Source organism: Janthinobacterium lividum, from assembly GCF_011601275.1.
In the GTDB taxonomy this organism is placed as follows: Bacteria; Pseudomonadota; Gammaproteobacteria; order Burkholderiales; family Burkholderiaceae_D; genus Janthinobacterium; species Janthinobacterium lividum_E.
The window spans coordinates 254,772-273,432 of the sequence record NZ_JAAOLY010000008.1 but is presented as its reverse complement, the minus strand read 5'-3'; the positions used below and the strand labels follow the sequence as shown (position 1 = coordinate 273,432).

Genomic DNA, 18,661 nt, shown 5'->3' with positions numbered 1-18,661 from the left:
CCCCCATTCCGCCACCGCGCTTCCAGCTCCCGCGTCAGGGCCTGGCTATGCGGCTGGCTGCTTCTGTTCAGCCTGCTGAGCATGATGGGCGCGGCGCAGGCAGGCCCATTACCCCTGGGCAAGCAAGGCATCCATCACCTGGGCGATGGCGGGCAATTATTTTTTGCCGAGAATGAAGCGGCGCCGGCCGATGCCGCCGCCCTGCCCGCCTGGCTGGCGCGCCAGCGTCCGGCCGGACAAGTCGACCTGTTCGGCGGCGCCTACTGGCTGCATGCGCAAGTGCGCAACGACAGCAGCGAAGCGGCCTGGGTCATCGACCCGAACGACACCCTGATCGACCTGGTCGACCTACACGTATATGGCCCCGGGCCGTACACGGCGCCGCAGACCTTGCTGACAGGCTACCAGCGTCCGCACGAGTACTTATTGCATTACGGAAAAAATGTGCAACTGGCGCCGGGCGCCACATATGACATCCTGATCCGCTTTTCCAGCCCGTATTACGCGCGCGCGCCCATGTTCGGCGTGAAGACGCAGCGGGATTACCGCAAGCTGGTGGGCAAGGAAAACTTCCTGATGGTGGCGTCCATCGGCGCCCTGCTGGCGCTGGGCCTGTTCAATTTCTTCATCTTTTCCATCACCTTGGAAAAAGCCTCGGCCTATTACGCGCTGTACGTGCTGACGTATGGTCTGGCGTGGGCCATGACCTTCCACGTCTTTGCCGACCTGTTCGACTGGCACATGCTGCAGCTGCACTACGTGCCGTTTTTCCTGCTGCCCGTCTTCAGCACCCTGTTCTACATGCATTTCCTGCGCCTGCGCGACTACTCGCCCCGGCTGCACAGCATCAGCAAGGTCAACCTGGTGCTGCCCTTGCTGCTGCTGCCGAGCTGCTTCTTCGCCCTGTCGTATGCACATACCCTGGCCACCATCGCCATCAGCATCTGGATGCTGCTGGCGCTCATCTGCGGCATCGTCGTCTGGCGCCGCGGCTACCAGCCGGCGCGCTTCTTCGTGCTGGCCTTCGTCGCCCTGATGCTGCCCGGCTTTCTGATCCTGCCCGCCAACCTGGGCCTGATGCCGGCCATGGTGGCCAACGCCCAGCTGGTGACCTTGCTGGGCGGCACCTTCGACGGCTTGCTGCTGGCCTTTGCCCTGGCCGACCAGATCCGATTGCTGCGCAACAACCTGGAACAGCGGGTGCAGGAACGCACCCTGGCGCTCACCCTCAGCAACGACGCCCTGCTGAAGGCCAAGGAACACGCGGAAGTCGTCAGCCGCCACCGCATCGATTTTCTGTCCGCCATGAGCCACGACATCCGCACGCCGCTGGCCGGCGTGATCGGCATGCTGAAATTCGCGCTGCGCGACCAGTCCGTACGCGGCCGCACGCAGGAATACCTGCGCATCGGCCTGCACAATGGCGTATCGCTCCTGACCATCCTCAACGACATCCTCGATTTCTCGAAGATCGACGCGGGCAAGCTGACCCTGGAAACGGTGGACTTCGACCTGCTGGCGCTGATCGGCGACGCGGCCGGCATCGTCCAGGGCCAGGCCGACGCCAAGAGCCTGCTGCTGCGCCGCGAACTGGCGCTGGACTTGCCGCGCTACGTGCGCGCCGACCCAACGCGGCTGCGGCAAATCCTCATCAACCTGCTGGGGAATGCGCTGAAATTCACGGCCAATGGCGAAGTGCTGCTGGAAGTGCGGCGCGCCCGCACGCCGCCGCGCCAGGATGGCCGCAGCGCCATCGAATTCATCATCAGCGATACGGGGCCCGGCATCGACGCGGACACCTTGCCGCGCCTGTTCCAGAAATTCGAGCAGGCCGACCATTCCACCACGCGCCGCTACGGCGGCACGGGCCTGGGCCTGGCCATCTGCAAGGAACTGGTCGAACTGATGAAAGGCACGATCGGCGTAGAAAGCCGGGTCGGCATCGGTTCGCGCTTCCATTTCACCTTGCCGCTGGAAGACGGCAGCGCTCCCGCGGCCGACGCGCGCCGGCCCGCACGCCACGCGCGCCACGCCTGCCGCCTGCGCATCCTGTGCGCCGAAGACGTGCGCACCAACCAGATCATCATCGGCACCCTGCTCGAAGGCATGGGGCATGAGGTCACCATCGTGGAAAACGGCGAACAGGCACTGCGCGCGCTGGGCTCCGGCGCCTACGATTGCGTGCTGATGGACGGCCGCATGCCGGAGATGGATGGCGAACAGGCCGCGCGCCTGATCCGCGCAGGCGGCAACGCGCAATTCCCCATTGCCGACGCGCAGATTCCCATCCTTGCGCTGACGGCCAACGCCAGCGAACATGACCGGCAGCGCTACCTGACGGCCGGCATGAACGACTTCCTCAGCAAACCCGTCGACGAAGCGCTGCTGTTCGAGAAAATCGACGCCATCATCGACCTGCTGCTGGCGCGCGGTCACGCGCTGCCGCCTGCCGCGTCCACCGAAGACGATACCCTGGCGCGCCAGTTCGGCCTGGACGGCGCCGACGACCAGCCATCCGCGCCGGCCGATCCCATGACGGCGCCCGTGCACATCCTGCCGCTGGCAGGCCTGTCGCCGCAGCACTTGCAGCGCATCGCGCAAGCGTTCCTGACGGAAGCGCCACGGCGCCTTGACCTGGCTTGCCACGCCGTGCGCGATGGCAACGCCAGCGCCGCCGCTGCCGCCTTTCACGCCTTGAAAGGCAGCGCCGGCTACCTGAGCCGCCCCACCCTGCACGGCCTGTGCCACCAGATGGAAACCCTGGCCTCGAACGGCCAGCTCGATAACGTGGAACAGTTCCTGCCGCAGCTGCAAGAGGCGCTCGATGCGGCGCGGCGGGACCTGGAAGCTCAGCCCGCAGGCTGAGGCATCCAGCCATGCGCTTGCAGCCACGCCAGCAACAGCCGTGGCCACGCGGCCGGTTCGCTGCCCGGCTTGCCCAGTCCCCATCCATGTCCTCCGCTCTGGAACTGGTGCAGTTCGACGGGCACGCCCGCGCGGCGCAGGGCGGCCGCCATCAATGTACTGTTTTCGGGCGGTGAAATCGGGTCGTCGAGCGCCTGCGCGATGAAGGCGGGCGGCGTGCGCGCATCGACGTGCAATTCCACCGACAGCGCATCGCGCGCCGCCTGCGCGGGATGGGCACCCAGCAGCTCCTTCTTCGCATGCGTCGTGTCGAATGGCCGCTGCATGGTCAGCACGGGGTACAGCAGCACGACGAAATCGGGCCGCGCGGAGACACCATCCACCGCATCGACGGGCGCATAGCGGGCGGCATCGGGCTGCACGGCCGTCATGCCGGCCAGGTGCGCGCCAGCGGAAAACCCCAGCATGCCGATGCGCGCCGGATCGATGGACCATTCAGCCGCACGGGCACGGATCACGCGCATGGCGCGCTGGCCATCCTGGAATGGCGCGGCCACCCCGCCGCCTTCCTGCGGCAGGCGGTACACGAGTTCAAACGCCGTGATGCCCTGCGCCTGCAGCCAGTTGGCGGTGGGGCCGCTCTCCTTGCCCGCCTCGATACGCGCATAACCGCCGCCGCTGACCAGGAGAATGGCGATACCGTTCGGCTGCGCCGGGCGGTGCGCGATCAGGTACGGTTGCTCGACCTGCGTGATGGAGCCCTTGGCGCTGTCGCGCTGCGGACCCGGCGCCGCGCCACCGGGCGGCGCGCCCGGCCACAGCACAATCGCGCCAGGCGGCGCCGCGCCCGCGTGCAGGTGGAACAAGACTAGACACAACAGCATCAGGCGTCGCATGCCTAGAAATCCTTCTCGCCCTGGATCACGGCCGGATAGCCCGTCATGGCGCGCGAGGTCTGCATGCCGGCCATCACGGCCGCCTCGACGCAGCCCGCGTTCAATCCCGTCTTGATCCAGTCGCCCGTGAGGAACAGGTTGCTGAACCCTGACTGGTCGGTGGTCAGCCGGTACTGCGTGCTGCCCACCACCGACATCACGTAGCGCTCGGACGGGTCGACGTTGGCGCGCCAATATTGGCTGTCGAAGCGCGCCGGTCCCGCGCTCTCCTTCGCATCGATCAGCCATTGCCACGGGAACGCGCCCGGCACGCCCGCCTCGGACCACAGCGCGCCGATCTCGCGCTCAAGCTGGTGCACGGCGCCCCGCTTCGCCTTGGCCGCGCAGCGGGCGGGAAAATCCGTGTCGGTGACGGGCGGGTAGCTGTCGACGGGGAAGGCGCTGCAAAAGTACGAGACGTTTTTCGGCTCCAGTCCCGCCGGCCAGTCTTCGTGCGCCAAGAGTTGGTCCATCGGCGCCCACGTGTCGTACGGCTCAGTAAAAGCCGACAGCACCGGCTGCTGGCCTTTCGGCTGCGTGGTCCAGCCCATCTGCGCCAGATTCTTGTTGAGCCACACCTGGTAAGCCTGCGTGGCGACGGTTTTCACCTTGTCGGCCGCCAGTTGCAAGGCCGGGCTTTGCGCCAGCAGCTGCGGGCACAAAGCCTGCAGCGAGCCGATGGAAATGCCGAACACCACCTTGTCGAAATCGACGCCCTTCTTCAATACCGTGGCGGGCAGCGCGCGGCCGAACGCCTGCTGGTACTGCTGCGGCCAGCCGCTCCAGTACGATTCCAGATTGACTTCCTGCGCCTGCAGCAGCGCCGCCTGGGCCGGTTCGATCTGCGCATAGTCGGGCGCGCTGGGCCAGCAGGCGAGGCCCTTGACATCCACCAGCGGCGCGTAGCCGGCGGCCGGGTCTTTCAATTGCACCTGCTGCGTGATGCGGATGCTGTCGATATCGCCCGCGCCCGGCACGAGTTCTTCCACGCGCTGGAAGAATTTGAATTCCACGCCCCTTTTCTTCAGCACTTCGTACATCGGCGTAAAGATGGTGTCGCCCATGCCGGCCTGCATCTTGAACATGATGCCGCCCTTGTAGGCCAAGCCGATGCGCGCCATCGAGCGCAAGAGCGTCCCCGCCTCGATGTTCGGCTTGGAAAAATCGCCGCCTTCGTAGGCAAACACCAGATCGTAAAAGCCGCGCACGGGCGCCGAGTTGACGCTGAACTGCTCGTCGCCGCCATGTTTTCTCAGCCAGGCGCGGAAATCGATGTCGTTGATGACGTCAAAACCGTTCTTGAACACGCCATCCTCGAACATGCCTTTCATGACCGTGATGCCCAGGTCCAGGCAGGTGAACAAGCGGCGCAATTCATCGTCGCCATCGATCAGGGCTCGATAGCGCAGGCGCAGCCACGCGCGGATGCCGTTCAGGGTGCTGGCCAGCAGCTGGTGGCGGGCCTGGTCGTGGCGTGTGGAATCGGGCGCGAGGTCGGCCACCAGCGCCACCAGCGCGCCGACGGACAAGCCCACGTCGAGGCCCAGTTCATCGGCCTGCCCCACCACTTCATCGGCCAGGCGGCGCAGCCAGCCCGGCCACACGCCCTCTCCCTGCGATGCGCTGGCGCGCACGATGCGCGCGTCGGCATCGGCCACTTGCCGGATCTGGCGTATCCACTGCTCGATCCAGCCCACCATGGCGATGGCCATCTGCCACAGGGTAATGTCTTCGCCGCCCTCGCCCGGCTCGCCCGGCAAGGTGGGAAACACGATGGACCAGTTGCGCCACTGCCCCTTGACGTCTTCCGACAGAGCCACGTAATCGTGCTGTTTAAAGGCGTCGCGCCAGGTGGCCAGCGGCGCGCCGGGCGGACGCTCCAGGCTCGCATATGCTTCCTTGATCATCTTGAAGGCGTTCGCGTAGAAGCCGAACCAGATGTGCAGGCCGTGTTCTTCGATGCGCTGGCCCGCTTGCGCATTGCGCCCGCTGGCGCCCTTGCCGCCCAGGCGCCAGCCCAGCTGGTAGACGGTGATGGCATACCGGTTTTGCCAGCCCGGCTGATTCGTCAAATAATACGCGGTGGTCATGGCCGCCACGCCGCCGCCGAGGATGGCGATCTTTTCCGGCGCGATGCGGGAATTGTCGACCAGCTCCTCGCCCGGCATGGCCGTGAAATCGAAGTTCACATTGAACGGTAAAATCGCCGTTTGCGGTCCCAGCTGCAAACCCAGGGTCTGGTCCAGCGGGAAGCTGTCGAAAGCGTGCACCGTGCACTCGTATTCATAACCGAGCAGGCGCGCGCTGTGCAGGCGGTTGATCTCGGCCGGCGCGGCCACCAGGGCCTGGTACACGGCTTTCACGCCCGCGCTGTCGGGGAATTGCTTGAGGAAAATCTGGTCGATGCGCGGATTGCGCAGCAAGGACAGAATATCGGCCCAGCCGGCCTGGTCCATGTCGAAGAAATCGGGGATGGAGAGGAAAATCTGGAACGCCTGCTCGATGAGCTCCAGGAAACTGTTGACGGGTTTGTGCGGCCCCGTCTGCACGGTGGCGTTGACTTCCAGCAGCGGGTGCAGGGCCAGTTTCGTTTCCGGCGAAAAATGCTGGAAGCCCTTGGCGGCCACGGAGCAGCGCAGCGGCTCGCTGCCGGCGGCGGGAATCTCGTAGTCGCACAGGTATTTCGGATAGCCGAACAGTTCGCGCCCGTTGATCAGGGCCATCGCGTCATCGACGAATATATGGCACGGGTACCAATAGATATGCGCGAGCTTGCCCGCGTCATCCATCTGGCCGACCATGATCCAGGTGACGATGTCGACTTCCGTGATCCAGCCCTTGGCCTGATCGACGGGGTTGGCGGAGTCCGCATGGTTGACGCGCGTAAACGTCAGCATCACATACGGCGACAGGGCTTTCAGGGTCATCTTGCTGCCCGCCACCTGGTTCAAGGTGGTATTCACGGTAGCCTGCAGCTTGGCCAGGTCGCCCTTGACGAAATAGCCATACATTTCCGACTGTTTCAATTGCAGCGGCGAGTGCATCATCACCGAACCACCCTGATAGATATACGAAGGTCTTGCCGAAGGTTGCGCCGTCATTGCCTGCCCCTGTGAAGTTTCAGAAAAACAAGATTGCTACAGTGTATTTTAGAAACAGCAATGAATGATATGAAATAAATTAAAGGATTTTCCAAGATGCATAGCGTAGGCTTGCGCACGGCAGCCGGGGCAAGCCCATGGCATCGGGTGTAGGATGAAACATCTTGAGCGTTCCGAGCACCATGCCATGGCAATGATTACCACCGACTACGTTTCCACTTATTCAGGCAACCGTTTTTATCCCTTGCGCCCCCATATCGACAAGGTCGCCATCGAGGACATCGCCCACGGCCTCGCCTACCAGTGCCGCTTCAATGGACAGACGCAAGTGTTTTACTCGGTCGCCCAGCACAGCCTGATCGTCGCCGAACTGGTGCCGCCCCATTTGCGCTTGGCCGCCCTGCTGCACGACGCGGCCGAAGCCTACCTGGGCGACATGGTAAAACCCTTGAAAGTGTTGCTGCCGGAATTTGCCGTGCTGGAAGACAAGGTAAGCGCCATCATCGCCGCCACGTATGGGTTGGATTTTTCCGATTACGCACCCATCAAGCGGGCCGACCTGATCGCGCTGGCGACGGAAAAGCGCGACCTGATGCCGCATTCGGCCGAACGCTGGGCTTACCTTGACGGCATCGCCCCCTTGCCCGGTATAATCGAAGCCATGGGCCCGGCCGAAGCCAAGCAGCGCTTCCTGCATGCCTTTGCCCAGCTGAGCGGACTTGGACTTGCCGCATGAATGCTACGACCTTGCCTCACCAACGGGCGCTAAGCCCCGGTTTTTGCACGGCTTTTTTAGATATCCACAGCAACTGTGGATAAAGTTGTTGATAAGCCCCTCTTGACAAGCCGCAACACCAGTATTGATGCGGGTTTCAACAATTTGCTGATTTCACAGGCAATTTTTTACCCTAATGAAATCAATGACTTGCAATCATGAATTTGCGCTAGAGCAAAGTTACTTCACCACCATGAAAATATATTTTGCTGTGCATAAGCGCTCCTGGCACCAGGCAGCCTTGTCTGAACAGCATTGTTTTGACAAACCCCGTAGACTGGCATAGTGTGGAATAGCGCGCACGATCAATGGTGGATAAACGCATGAACATGGATAGCGACAGCGCCGCCAAGGGGGCGGACGAACCGGACTGGCTGGTCGACGAACCGCTGGAACGGGCAGACGCGGCGGCAGAGCCTGCCACCGCGACGCCATGGCGCGTGCTGATCGTCGATGACGACGTCGACGTGCACGTGGTGACCAAGTTCGCCCTCAGCCAGGCCAGCTTCCAGGGCCGCAGGCTGAGCTTTTTGCACGCGTATTCGGGCGCCGAGGCGCTGGCCTTGCTGCGCAGCACACCCGATATCGCCGTCGTGCTGCTCGATGTGATCATGGAGACCCAGGATGCCGGGCTGCAAGTGGCGCGCCAGATCCGCGAAGATCTGCACAATACCGCCGTGCGCATCGTCCTGCGCACGGGCCAGCCCGGCCAGGCGCTGGAGCACCGCATCATCATCGACTACGACATCAACGATTTCTGGTGCAAGACGGACCTCACCACGCGCAAGTTGTTTACCACCGTGATCGCCTCGCTGCGCACCTACGCCACCTTGCGCGAAGCGGAGCAACAAGTCGCCGAGCTCGCCGCAGCCTTGGCCCAGTGCGGCAACACGCCGGCGGCGCCGGCCGGCGGCACACCCTGAACACGGCCGCTACTTTCAGTCATAAAAACAAGAGCACTGGATAGGCATACAGGCTTGTGGGATGCCCCATTTTGGCCCATTTTGCCAGCCCATCGCATGTGCCGAGCGGCCCCAATTTCCTAAGTGGCGGATTGTTAAGCCCTTTTTCAGATATCCACACGGACTGTGGATATCTTTGTGGATAAGGGCCTATTGACAGCCCTCAAAGCCACAGCCCGTGCGGCTTTCAATAAACTGCTCAATCAAACAGCAAAAATAAAATCCATTAAAATCAAGCACTTGGAAACTCACACATAATCACAAGAAAATTATTTCGCCAATTTCGTTAACCCATCATTTGTGCATAACTGAGCCGTAATGATCAATCCGACAACACCGGACTCACGCTGCCGGCAACACAGTTGCCGTGCGGATACTCAATGCACGGTCTGGCGGCGCTGCTCCGGATGCAGCAGCACGCGCTCGATCAGTTCGGGGGCGACATTGTATGACTTCAGGTATTCGAGCGCGCACAAGGTGCTGAAGGCTGCCTGCACGGCGATGCCCAGGTTGACGATATCGCACATCTTCTGGTCCACGCGAGCATGGCGCACCACAGGTATGACAGGCATGTGCAAGGTTTCTTGGGAATTAGGCATGATGAATGACTCCTGCGGAAGGTAGACATGGCGGGAAGCGGCAGCGGAGAGCGGAGCCGGGATGGCAGCGTGGAAGAGTAACAGCGAAAGTATTGCCGAAAAACGCGCGATGTCAATGCCAGCCAGTTATTCCCATGCAGTTTTTTTCTGATACACAAGGCCGCACGTCTAAGGCAGATCAAACGCAGCGCCTGTCGCCAGCCTAGTATGGACTTGCTGCCAACACGCGGCGTTCGCACTGCATGGATGAGGAGACACGACATGAATACAACACCCGAGCCGGCCAAAAATCCCGGCGACATCGCCCCTTCCGGCACCCCCGGCACCGGTGAAAACGTCTGCACGCATTGCCAAGGCCGGGGCGCCAGGGCGGATGGCCAGCCCTGTCCCATGTGCGGGGGCACGGGCGTGGTCATTGCCGGCATAGGCGGGGGCTGAGTCATGCCTGGACAAGGGCAAGGGGAACAAGTACGGACATAAGCATGGACAAGGCGAAGCAGGCACGGCGATAATCAGCCATGTCCGCACCTTCCACCCTTCCGCCCGACCTGCCCCGTCCACAGCCGGCTTCGCTTGCAGACCTGTTCTTCTCGTTCACCTGGCTGGCCCTGCAAGGCTTTGGCGGCGTGCTGGCCGTGATCCAGCGTGAGATGGTCGAGCGCAAGCGCTGGCTGACGCAGGAAGAATTCCTGGAAGACTGGGCCGTGGCGCAAATCATGCCCGGGCCGAATGTCGTCAACCTGTCCCTGATGGTGGGCGGGCGCTATTTCGGCTTGAAAGGCGCGCTGACGGCGCTGGCCGGCATGCTGGCCGCGCCCCTCGTCATCGTGCTCGTGCTGGGCGTGCTGTACACGCGCTTTGGCGACAATCCGCAGATGGCGGGCGCCTTGCGCGGCATGGCGGCCGTGTCGGCCGGCATGATCGCCGCCACGGGCGTGAAACTGGCGACCGCGCTGACCAAGCATCCGCTGCCCTTGTGGCTGACCTTGTCCATCACCGTGCTGGGCGTGCTGATGGTGGCGATCTTCCGCTGGCCCCTGCTGTACATCCTGCTGGGCCTGGGAGGCATCGGCTGCCTGCTCACCTATCGAAAGCTGTCCACATGAATCCGCCCTTGCAACTGGTGTTGAGCACGGGCGACTGGCTGAACCTGTTCGGCCACTACCTGATGCTGTCGCTGATGTCGATCGGCGGCGCCATTTCCACCACTTCCGAAATGCACCGCTTCCTCGTCGAGCAGCACGGCTGGCTGACGCAGGCGCAATTCAATGAGTCGATCGCCATCGCCCAGGCCGCGCCCGGCCCGAACGTGCTGTTCGTTGCCCTGATGGGCTGGAACGTGGGCATGAACGCGGGCAGCTACACGGCCGCCTACCTGGGCGTGTTCATCACGATGGTGGGCATCATGCTGCCCAGCACCACACTTACCTACGTGGCGGCCCAGTGGGGCTACCGCAACCGCGACCTGCTCCCCGTGCGCGCCTTCAAGCAAGGCATGGCGCCCATCGTCGTCGCCCTTCTGATTTCCACGGGCATGATTTTGGGCGGCGCCAACCACGACATCCGCACCGACTGGCCCCTGTGGAGCTTGTCCATCGTGGCCGGCCTCATCATCTGGCGCACGAAGATCCATTTATTGTGGCTGCTGGCGGCAGGGGCCGTGCTGGGCTGGTTCCAGCTCGTCTGACCTCACACGGCCAGGTGCCGCTTCACGTCCTCGCCATCCATCTGTTCCGCCTTGCCCCTGGCCACCACGCTGCCGCGCGAGAGGACGATGAATTCGTCGGCGAGCTCGCGGGCAAAATCGAAATACTGTTCGCACAGCACGATGGCCATGTCGCCCCGCTGCTTCAGCAGGGAAATGACCCTGCCGATATCCTTGATGACGGAGGGCTGGATGCCTTCCGTCGGCTCATCGAAGATGATCAGCTGCGGCTCGGCCAGCAGGGCGCGGGCGATGGCCAGTTGCTGCTGTTGCCCACCGGACAAATCGCCGCCACGCCGCTGCAGCATCTCCTTTAATACCGGGAACAGTTCATACACGTGGGGATCGATGCGCGAAGCCTGCCTGCCCCGCTTGCCCGCCATACCCATCAGCAAGTTTTCCTCGACCGTCAGGCGCGCAAAGATGTCGCGCCCCTGCGGCACATAGGCGATACCCAGCCTGGCGCGCGCATGCGGCGTCAGTTTCGTGATGTCGCGGCCCTGGAACACCACCTTGCCCTGCGCCACGGGCAGCACGCCCATCAGGCATTTCAACAGGGTCGTCTTGCCCACGCCATTGCGTCCCAGCAAGGCCAGGCATTCGCCCTTGCGCGCCGACAGGTTGATGCCGCGCAAGGTGTGCGAGGAGCCATAGTATTGATTCAATTGTTCGACTTCCAGCATGGTTACCTTCCCAGATAGACTTCGATGACGCGCTCGTCGGCTTGCACCTCGTCCATGCGGCCCTGCGCCAGCACGGACCCTTCATGCAGCACGGTAACGATGCCTTGCTGGGCAATTTCCGTCACAAAACCCATGTCGTGCTCGACCACCATGATCGAATGCTTGCCGCGCAATTCATTGAGCAATTCCGCCGTGCGCGCCGTTTCCGCATCCGACATGCCGGCCACGGGTTCATCCAATAGAATCAGTTGCGGCTCCTGCATCAGCAGCATGCCGATTTCCAGCCACTGCTTTTGCCCGTGCGACAGCAAGCCGGCTGGCCGCGCTTCCTGGCCGTTGAGGCGTATCAAGCGCAATATCGCTTCGATCTTGCCTGCCTGTTCGGACGTCAGGCGCGCAAACAAGGTGGGCGCCACGCGCTTGTCCGTCTTCATGGCCAGTTCCAGGTTGTCGAACACCGTGTGCTGCTCGAACACGGTGGGACGCTGGAACTTGCGGCCGATACCCGCGTGGGCAATCTGCGCTTCCGTCATGGTGGCCAGATTCATGGTCTGGCCAAACCAGGCCGTGCCGGACGTGGGCCGCGTCTTGCCGGTGATCACATCCATCATCGTCGTCTTGCCCGCGCCGTTCGGGCCGATGATGCAGCGCAACTCGCCCACGGAAATGTCGAGACTGAGCTTGTTGATGGCCTTGAAGCCGTCGAACGACACGCTGATGTCTTCCAGATACAAAATGGCGCCATGCGTCGTATCGACGCCCTCGCCTTTCACGCGCGAATAGCTGGCGCCCGTTTCCGTGCCGGCCATGCCGGGCAACATGCGGATGCTCATGCGGCCTCCTCTGCCACGACAGCCGTTTTCTTGCGTTTGAGCTTGTTCAACACACCAAGCATGCCTTGCTGCATGAACAGGGTGACGACGATGAACAGCAAGCCCAGCGCGAAGAGCCACAGTTCCGGCAAGGCGGCCGTGAACCAGCTTTTCAAGCCGTTGACGGTGAAGGCGCCCAGGATGGGGCCGATCAGGGTGCCCCGCCCACCAACTGCCACCCATACGACCATCTCGATGGAGTTCGCCGGCGACATTTCGGACGGGTTGATGATGCCCACTTGCGGCACGTACAGGGCGCCAGCGATGCCGCACAGCACGGCCGACAAGGTCCAGACGAACAGCTTGAACCACAGCGGGTTGTAGCCGAGGAACATCAAGCGCGCCTCGCTGTCGCGCACGCCCTGCAGCACCCTGCCCAACTTCGAGCGGACGATGGCGCGCGCGCCCACCAGTGCAGCCAGCAGGAGGGCCAGGGTCAGCAGGAACAGCACGGCCCGGGTGGCGGGCGCCGTGATGTCATGGCCGAGGATGGTCTTGAAGTCCGTGAAACCGTTGTTGCCGCCAAAGCCGGTGTCATTGCGGAAGAACAAGAGCATGAAGGCATACGTCATCGCCTGCGTGATGATGGAAAAATACACGCCCTTGATGCGCGAGCGGAATGCAAAGTAACCAAAGACAAACGCCAGCACGCCCGGCACCAGCACGACGAGGGCCATGCAGTACCAGAAATGTTCCGTAAACGCCCAGTACCACGGGTAGGTTTTCCAGTCGAGAAAGACCATAAAGTCGGGCAAACTGCTGTGGTACTGGCCCTGCTCGCCGATGGCGCGCATCAGATACATGCCGTGCGCATACGCACCCAGCGCAAAGAACACGCCGTGGCCCAGGGACAAGATGCCCGTGTAGCCCCAGACGAGGTCCAGCGCCAGCGCGGCCAGCGCATAGCACATGAACTTGCCCACCAGCGCCACCGTGTAAGCGGACACGTGCAAGGCATGGCCTTCGGCAAACGCCAGGTTGAAAATCGGCAACAGCGCCGCCAGCACCGTGCATGCGGCGATCGCCAGCCAGACGGGCCGCGTGAACAGGCCCTGCTTTATCGGATAGGAGGTAGTCATTCGACGCTGCGTCCCTTCATGGCAAACAGGCCCTGCGGCCGGCGCTGGATGAAAATGATGATGAACACGAGAATGGCGATCTTCGCCAGCACGGCGCCCGCCACCGGTTCGAGGAATTTGTTGACTTCGCCCAGGCCCAGCGCGGCGATCACGGTGCCGGCCAGCTGGCCCACGCCGCCCAGCACCACCACCATGAAGGAATCGACGATGTAGCTTTGGCCCAAGTCCGGCCCCACATTGCCCAGCTGTGACAGGGCCACGCCGCCCAGCCCCGCGATGCCGGAACCGAGGCCGAAAGTGAGCATATCGACCTTGCCCGTGGCCACGCCCACGCAATCGGCCATGCGGCGGTTTTGCGTGACGGCCCGCACGAACAGGCCCAGCCGCGTCTTGTTGAGAATCAGCCACACGGCCATCACGACAACAAAGGCAAAGCCGATGATGGCCAGGCGGTTGTACGGCAGCACGAGGCCACCCAGCACGGTGACGCCGCCCGACATCCAGGCGGGATTGGCCACTTCCACGTTTTGCGCGCCGAAGATCGTGCGCACCGTCTGCATGAGGATCAGGCTGATGCCCCAGGTGGCCAGCAGGGTTTCCAGCGGCCGCCCGTACAGCCAGCGGATGACCGTGCGCTCAAGCGCCACGCCCACCAGTCCCGCGACGAGAAAGGCGGCCGGCAAGGCGGCCAGCAGATACGCCTCCTGCAGGCCAGGCAAATAGGTGCGGAAAAACAGCTGGCACAGATAGGTCGTGTAAGCGCCTATCATCAGCAATTCGCCATGCGCCATATTGATGATGCCCATCAAGCCGAAGGTGATGGCCAGCCCCAAGGCGGCCAGCAGCAGCACACTGCCCAGCGAAATGCCGTAAAACACATTGCCGGCGAATTCCATGCGCGCTACTCGTCCCTTGATCTGACCCATGGTGTCGATGGCGGCCAGTTGCACGGCCTCGTCCGGCTCGCCTCCCTTGTCCACCATGGCTTGCAGCACGGGCAGCAGCCGGGCATCGCTGCTGTCCGCCAGGTCCTGCACGGCCTGCTTGCGCGTGGCGGCGTCCGGCGCATGCAGGTTGGCGCTGGCGATCAGCACTTGCAATATCTGCTGGATCTCGGCATCGCTCTCTTGCGCCAGCGCTTTGTGGATCAGGGGCAGCTGCGCCGGATCGACGGATTGCTGCAGCGCCTGCGCGGCAGCCAGGCGCGTGCTCCGCTCGGGCGCCAGCAGTTTCAGCCCCGAGAGAGCGCCCGCCACGGCCGAGCGCAAGCGGTTGTTGACCATGACGCCATCGATGCCGTCCGGCAGCGGCACGCTCTTGCCTCTTGCGGGGTCATACGCCTGTTCACCGTCGACGATGTAGACCTTGCCGTCGGGCGCGGCATATAACTGATCGTCCTGCAAGGCTTGCAGCACACGGGCGGCCTCGGGCGTGGCCAGGGCGGCGATCTGGGCGACTGCCGCGACCCTGGTGTCGGGGTCGTCGCCGGACAGGGGCTTGAGCAGGTCGGAGGGAATGGCGGCCTGCGCGAGCGAGGATAAAAACAGGCAGGCGAGGACCAGCAGTTTGGGGAAGAGCTGCATTGTAAGTTCCTGGTAAGAGCACCACGAGAAGCGTTGAACCCCGAACAGATGCCGGGGTCGGCCCCTCAGGGTCCGACCCCAGTCCTTTGCCTCTGGGGTTTAATAAAACCGCGACGCCTACAACTTCTGCTTGCCCTCATTCCCCTTGATATACGGGCTCCACGGCTGGGCGCGGATCGGTTCCTTGGTTTTCCACACGACATTGAATTGCCCATCGGCCTTGATCTCGCCGATCATCACGGGCTTGTGCAAATGGTGATTGGTGGCGTCCATGGTCAGGGTGAAGCCCGATGGCGCTTTCACGCTCTGGCCGGCCATGGCGGCGATCACCTTGTCCGTGTCAGTCGACTTGGCTTTTTCCACGGCTTGCGCCCACATGTGGATGCCGACATAGGTCGCTTCCATCGGATCGTTCGTCACCACCGAACCCGCGTTCGGCAGCTTTTGCGCCACGGCGTACGCCTTCCACTGCTTGATGAAGGCCGTATTCACGGGGTTCTTGACGGACTCGAAATAATTCCACGCCGCCAGGTGGCCAAGCAAGGGCTTGGTATCAATGCCGCGCAACTCTTCCTCGCCCACGGAAAACGCGACGACGGGCACGTCCGTGGCTTTCAAGCCGGCATTGCCCAGTTCCTTATAGAACGGCACGTTCGAATCGCCATTGATGGTGGAAATGACGGCCGTCTTGCCGCCCGTGGAAAACTTCTTGATGTTGGCGACGATGGTTTGATAGTCGGCATGGCCGAACGGCGTGTAGACCTCGCTGATATCGCTATCCTTGACACCCTTGCTTTTCAGGAAGGCGCGCAGGATCTTGTTGGTGGTGCGCGGATACACGTAATCCGTGCCCAGCAGCACGAAGCGCTTGGCACCGCCGCCATCCTTGCTCATCAGGTATTCGACGGCGGGAATGGCCTGCTGGTTCGGTGCGGCGCCCGTATAAAACACGTTCTTTTCCAGTTCCTCGCCCTCGTATTGCACCGGGTAAAACAACAGGCTGTTGAGTTCCTTGAATACGGGCAAGACCGACTTGCGCGACACGGATGTCCAGCAGCCGAACACGACAGCCACTTTATCCTGCGCCACCAGCTGGCGCGCTTTTTCCGCAAACAAAGGCCAGTTCGACGCCGGGTCGACGACGACGGCTTCCAGCTTCTTGCCCAGCACGCCCCCCTTGGCATTGATCTCGGCGATCGTCATCAAGGCCACGTCTTTCAGCGACGTTTCGGAAATGGCCATGGTGCCTGACAGGGAATGCAAAATGCCCACCTTGATCGTATCGGCGGCCAAGGCTGCCTGCATGGTGATGGACGTGGCCAGGGCCAGTGCGCCGGCGGCGGCCGCTTTCAGGATGATGCGTCGTGACATGGGGACTCCTGTGTAGGGTTCGTGGGGGTCGAGCTGGGTCTGCGATGTTGTTAAAGCAGAATGCATGCCAGGCACATTGCCCTGGAGTGGCGGGGACGGGGCGACAGGGCGGCGCGCGGCCCACCGTTTTGGTGCAGCAGCGCCACTTCCTGGGGAATCCGGAATTAGCTAAAAACTAATTGAGCTTTCTTGATAAGCGCACTAAGATATGACTCTCTTGCGTCGCATTGCCTGGCGGCGTAAGTAAACATGAAATCAGCGTGGTACTTGCTTCTTTCCCTTTACTTCACTTACTTAGGTAGTTCACTCATGAAAAATATGATCGCGGGCGTATGCGCCCTGTTGCTGTTGAGCGCATGCGCCGCACCTACGGCCCCGGCGGGTGGCGTCAGCACGAGCCAGGTCAAGGTCGACGATGAAGGCAGTACCGGCAGCAATATCAAGAAACGTCCGAAAAAAGCGGCCGAAGTCGTGTCTGCCAACACGTCGAACCATCGCGCTTGATCAAGCTGCGGCAAGCATGTAACGCCGCTCCAGGGCCTGCCGCGCGCAGGCCCTGTTCACGTCTGCGGCGCGCGCCTAGCGCTTGATGCCGCGCAAACGACGCCAGCCCTTGCGACCCAGCGGGAACAGCAGCACGAAAGCGATCAGCCACGGCAGGATGTACGCCATGGCCGTGATGGCGTTGGCCACGCCTTCCGACAGGTTGTCCGTAAAATTGCCCAGGGACCGCTTGACGGGCGTCCAGAACGATTGCTTGCCTTCGGCGCTGATGGCCACGTTCAGCAAGTCCGTATCGATGCGCTGCATCAACAGCGCGTTGGCCGCTGTCGCCTGCTCCAGTTCCACTTGCACGGTGGCCAGTTCCTTGGTCACCTTGATGAGGGCGTCGACGTTCGTGCCCGAGCGTTTTTCCAGGTCCTGCAATTGCGCCTGGTACTGTTTGAGCATCTCCAGGCGCTTCTTGCTGTCGAGCACAGGTCGGCCCAGGTCTTCCACCTTGGTCCCCTGGCTGGTAACGTCGCCTTCGGCCGAAACCAGCGCGACGAGCTTCTTGATGCCGGCCGGCTTGGCGCGCATGCTGATGCGCGCATGCACGTAACGGCCACTGTCGAGGCTGGAATCGAGCAGCAAGCAGCCGTTTTCCGTATCGGCCTTGCAGGCGGCGACCACTTTTTCATACAGGGGCCGCACTTGCGCCTCGCGCGTATCGACGCCGACATTATGTTCATAGGCAAGAAACTCGCTGCCCTTTTCCTTGCCATCGAGGCGCGCGGCGCTCGATTGCCCGCCGCTCTCGCCCTTGCCGCCGCAACCGGCCAGCAGCATCAGGCCGATCAGACCCGCATACACTTTTTTCATGATTTCTTTCCTGGATTATTTTTGCAGCGGCAGCAATGTGATATCGGGCAAGTTCGCCGCCACGTCCTGCACTGTCGCATGGCCGGTCAGCAATGCCACCACCTGCGGCAAAGGCTCCGCCCAGATTTCCGGCAAGTCGCGTTCCTCGGGCGCCAGCACGGGAAAGGCCAGTTGCTCGCGTGGCGGCACAAAGGCCGCATCGACGCCGGGCTTGTTGCCGCGCGCATCGATACGGTACCAGCCAAAGTCCTGTAGATACACGGCGTTCAAGCCATGCAGGCAAAACGGCGGGCCCGCTTCCCCCACAGCTAGGCGCTGGTAGCACAGGCCGGCAGGAATGCCGTTGGCGCGCAGCAGCGCGGCCAGCAGATGGCTCTTCGCATAGCAATAGCCCGTACCGTGCTGCAACACGTCGGAAGCGCGGCAGGTGACGGGATTGCGCTTGTAATCCCAGCTGTGGGCCACCTCGTCGCGCACGAAGGCAAAGCAGCGGCCCGCGATGGCGGCGTCGCCCACCGCGCCTGCCGCTAGTGCGGCCGCCTTGGCGCGCACGGCCGGATGGTCGCTGTCGATGTACGGGCTGCTGGCTAGATATATGGAAAAGTCGGGGGAAAAGTCGGTAGACATGGCATAAAGGCAATGCGAAAAGATAATGCGCGATTTTAGTCGAAGCGGCTCAACATTCACCGTTTCTTTGCGCAGGAACAAAGAAAATCCACGTGTCAGGCTCGCTGCACCGGGGGCGGCGACTTTGGCGCCGGCCCGGTAG

The 18,661-nt window shown here is 62.5% G+C and carries 17 protein-coding genes; 7 read left to right on the top strand and 10 right to left on the bottom strand.

Going from position 1 to position 18,661, the window contains the following annotated elements:
- Nucleotides 1-2,865: ATP-binding protein (locus GYK42_RS14815; protein ID WP_431190173.1), on the top strand; the 2,865-nt coding region annotated here is incomplete at its 5' end.
- On the opposite strand, the gene GYK42_RS14810 is transcribed toward GYK42_RS14815, so the two are convergent.
- Together GYK42_RS14810 and GYK42_RS14805 are read right to left on the bottom strand one after the other, a co-directional pair.
- Nucleotides 2,850-3,761: an alpha/beta hydrolase gene (locus GYK42_RS14810; RefSeq protein WP_166448107.1), complete on the bottom strand. Its 912-nt coding sequence runs from the start codon at nt 3,759-3,761 to the stop codon at nt 2,850-2,852. The two genes, GYK42_RS14815 and GYK42_RS14810, sit on opposite strands and share 16 nt — an antisense overlap.
- Nucleotides 3,762-3,763: 2 nt before the next feature.
- Nucleotides 3,764-6,901: an NAD(P)-binding protein gene (locus GYK42_RS14805; RefSeq protein WP_240943598.1), complete on the bottom strand. Its 3,138-nt coding sequence runs from the start codon at nt 6,899-6,901 to the stop codon at nt 3,764-3,766.
- 187 nt (nt 6,902-7,088) lie between these two features.
- On the opposite strand from GYK42_RS14805, the gene GYK42_RS14800 reads away from it, so the two are divergent.
- Both GYK42_RS14800 and GYK42_RS14795 read left to right on the top strand, forming a co-directional pair.
- A complete protein-coding gene (locus GYK42_RS14800) occupies nt 7,089-7,637 on the top strand; it encodes a phosphohydrolase (RefSeq protein WP_166448106.1) in 549 nt (182 codons plus the stop codon).
- 362 nt (nt 7,638-7,999) lie between these two features.
- The gene (locus tag GYK42_RS14795) at nt 8,000-8,599 is read left to right on the top strand and encodes a response regulator (RefSeq protein ID WP_240943597.1); all 600 of its coding nucleotides are present in this window, start codon (nt 8,000-8,002) and stop codon (nt 8,597-8,599) included.
- Between the two features lie 416 nt (nt 8,600-9,015).
- On the opposite strand, the gene GYK42_RS14790 is transcribed toward GYK42_RS14795, so the two are convergent.
- Complete coding sequence (locus GYK42_RS14790) at nt 9,016-9,237, bottom strand: hypothetical protein (RefSeq protein ID WP_046684013.1); 222 nt, start codon at nt 9,235-9,237, stop codon at nt 9,016-9,018.
- A gap of 261 nt (nt 9,238-9,498) precedes the next feature.
- On the opposite strand from GYK42_RS14790, the gene GYK42_RS14785 reads away from it, so the two are divergent.
- From GYK42_RS14785 to GYK42_RS14775, 3 genes are all read left to right on the top strand, one after another.
- A complete protein-coding gene (locus GYK42_RS14785) occupies nt 9,499-9,675 on the top strand; it encodes a hypothetical protein (RefSeq protein ID WP_166448105.1) in 177 nt (58 codons plus the stop codon).
- Between the two features lie 80 nt (nt 9,676-9,755).
- Entirely contained in the window at nt 9,756-10,343 is a 588-nt protein-coding gene (locus GYK42_RS14780) for a chromate transporter (protein ID WP_046684011.1), read from the top strand.
- Nucleotides 10,340-10,924, top strand: coding sequence for a chromate transporter (locus GYK42_RS14775; RefSeq protein WP_035820135.1), 585 nt, complete (start codon nt 10,340-10,342; stop codon nt 10,922-10,924). The genes GYK42_RS14780 and GYK42_RS14775 overlap by 4 nt, the downstream gene beginning before the upstream one ends.
- A 2-nt stretch (nt 10,925-10,926) precedes the next feature.
- Here GYK42_RS14775 and urtE read toward each other — a convergent pair whose 3' ends face one another.
- The 5 genes from urtE to urtA form a co-directional block, all read right to left on the bottom strand.
- Nucleotides 10,927-11,625 (bottom strand): urea ABC transporter ATP-binding subunit UrtE, encoded by a 699-nt coding sequence (urtE, locus tag GYK42_RS14770; protein WP_166448104.1) that lies wholly within the window; start codon nt 11,623-11,625, stop codon nt 10,927-10,929.
- A gap of 2 nt (nt 11,626-11,627) precedes the next feature.
- The gene (gene urtD / locus GYK42_RS14765) at nt 11,628-12,446 is read right to left on the bottom strand and encodes an urea ABC transporter ATP-binding protein UrtD (RefSeq protein ID WP_431190174.1); all 819 of its coding nucleotides are present in this window, start codon (nt 12,444-12,446) and stop codon (nt 11,628-11,630) included.
- An 8-nt stretch (nt 12,447-12,454) separates the two neighbouring features.
- Nucleotides 12,455-13,576, bottom strand: a complete 1,122-nt coding sequence (urtC, locus tag GYK42_RS14760; protein WP_166448102.1) for an urea ABC transporter permease subunit UrtC — start codon at nt 13,574-13,576, stop codon at nt 12,455-12,457.
- The gene (gene urtB, locus GYK42_RS14755) at nt 13,573-15,159 is read right to left on the bottom strand and encodes an urea ABC transporter permease subunit UrtB (RefSeq protein ID WP_166448101.1); all 1,587 of its coding nucleotides are present in this window, start codon (nt 15,157-15,159) and stop codon (nt 13,573-13,575) included. Before urtB ends, urtC begins: the two co-directional genes overlap by 4 nt.
- A 117-nt stretch (nt 15,160-15,276) precedes the next feature.
- Nucleotides 15,277-16,530, bottom strand: a complete 1,254-nt coding sequence (gene urtA / locus GYK42_RS14750) for an urea ABC transporter substrate-binding protein (protein ID WP_166448100.1) — start codon at nt 16,528-16,530, stop codon at nt 15,277-15,279.
- A 309-nt stretch (nt 16,531-16,839) separates the two neighbouring features.
- On the opposite strand from urtA, the gene GYK42_RS14745 reads away from it, so the two are divergent.
- Entirely contained in the window at nt 16,840-17,034 is a 195-nt protein-coding gene (locus tag GYK42_RS14745) for a hypothetical protein (RefSeq protein ID WP_166448099.1), read from the top strand.
- A gap of 75 nt (nt 17,035-17,109) precedes the next feature.
- Here the strand turns inward: GYK42_RS14745 and GYK42_RS14740 are convergent, their stop codons facing one another.
- Together GYK42_RS14740 and GYK42_RS14735 are read right to left on the bottom strand one after the other, a co-directional pair.
- Nucleotides 17,110-17,892: a DUF4349 domain-containing protein gene (locus tag GYK42_RS14740; protein WP_166448098.1), complete on the bottom strand. Its 783-nt coding sequence runs from the start codon at nt 17,890-17,892 to the stop codon at nt 17,110-17,112.
- 15 nt (nt 17,893-17,907) lie between these two features.
- Nucleotides 17,908-18,519, bottom strand: coding sequence for a transglutaminase-like domain-containing protein (locus tag GYK42_RS14735; protein WP_166448097.1), 612 nt, complete (start codon nt 18,517-18,519; stop codon nt 17,908-17,910).
- Between the last annotated feature and the right edge of the window lie 142 nt (nt 18,520-18,661).

Excerpts from the sequence above, each read along its gene's own strand:
- GYK42_RS14795 (WP_240943597.1), top strand. The coding sequence starts at position 8,000 with ATGAACATGGATAGCGACAGCGCCGCCAAGGGGGCGGACGAACCGGAC.
- urtD (WP_431190174.1), bottom strand. The coding sequence starts at position 12,446 with ATGTTGCCCGGCATGGCCGGCACGGAAACGGGCGCCAGCTATTCGCGC.
- GYK42_RS14735 (WP_166448097.1), bottom strand. The coding sequence starts at position 18,519 with ATGTCTACCGACTTTTCCCCCGACTTTTCCATATATCTAGCCAGCAGC.
- GYK42_RS14745 (WP_166448099.1), top strand. The coding sequence starts at position 16,840 with ATGAAAAATATGATCGCGGGCGTATGCGCCCTGTTGCTGTTGAGCGCA.
- GYK42_RS14800 (WP_166448106.1), top strand. The coding sequence starts at position 7,089 with ATGGCAATGATTACCACCGACTACGTTTCCACTTATTCAGGCAACCGT.
- urtE (WP_166448104.1), bottom strand. The coding sequence starts at position 11,625 with ATGCTGGAAGTCGAACAATTGAATCAATACTATGGCTCCTCGCACACC.
- GYK42_RS14785 (WP_166448105.1), top strand. The coding sequence starts at position 9,499 with ATGAATACAACACCCGAGCCGGCCAAAAATCCCGGCGACATCGCCCCT.
- GYK42_RS14790 (WP_046684013.1), bottom strand. The coding sequence starts at position 9,237 with ATGCCTAATTCCCAAGAAACCTTGCACATGCCTGTCATACCTGTGGTG.
- urtC (WP_166448102.1), bottom strand. The coding sequence starts at position 13,576 with ATGACTACCTCCTATCCGATAAAGCAGGGCCTGTTCACGCGGCCCGTC.
- GYK42_RS14775 (WP_035820135.1), top strand. The coding sequence starts at position 10,340 with ATGAATCCGCCCTTGCAACTGGTGTTGAGCACGGGCGACTGGCTGAAC.
- GYK42_RS14780 (WP_046684011.1), top strand. The coding sequence starts at position 9,756 with ATGTCCGCACCTTCCACCCTTCCGCCCGACCTGCCCCGTCCACAGCCG.
- GYK42_RS14805 (WP_240943598.1), bottom strand. The coding sequence starts at position 6,901 with ATGACGGCGCAACCTTCGGCAAGACCTTCGTATATCTATCAGGGTGGT.
- urtA (WP_166448100.1), bottom strand. The coding sequence starts at position 16,530 with ATGTCACGACGCATCATCCTGAAAGCGGCCGCCGCCGGCGCACTGGCC.
- urtB (WP_166448101.1), bottom strand. The coding sequence starts at position 15,159 with ATGCAGCTCTTCCCCAAACTGCTGGTCCTCGCCTGCCTGTTTTTATCC.
- GYK42_RS14810 (WP_166448107.1), bottom strand. The coding sequence starts at position 3,761 with ATGCGACGCCTGATGCTGTTGTGTCTAGTCTTGTTCCACCTGCACGCG.
- GYK42_RS14740 (WP_166448098.1), bottom strand. The coding sequence starts at position 17,892 with ATGAAAAAAGTGTATGCGGGTCTGATCGGCCTGATGCTGCTGGCCGGT.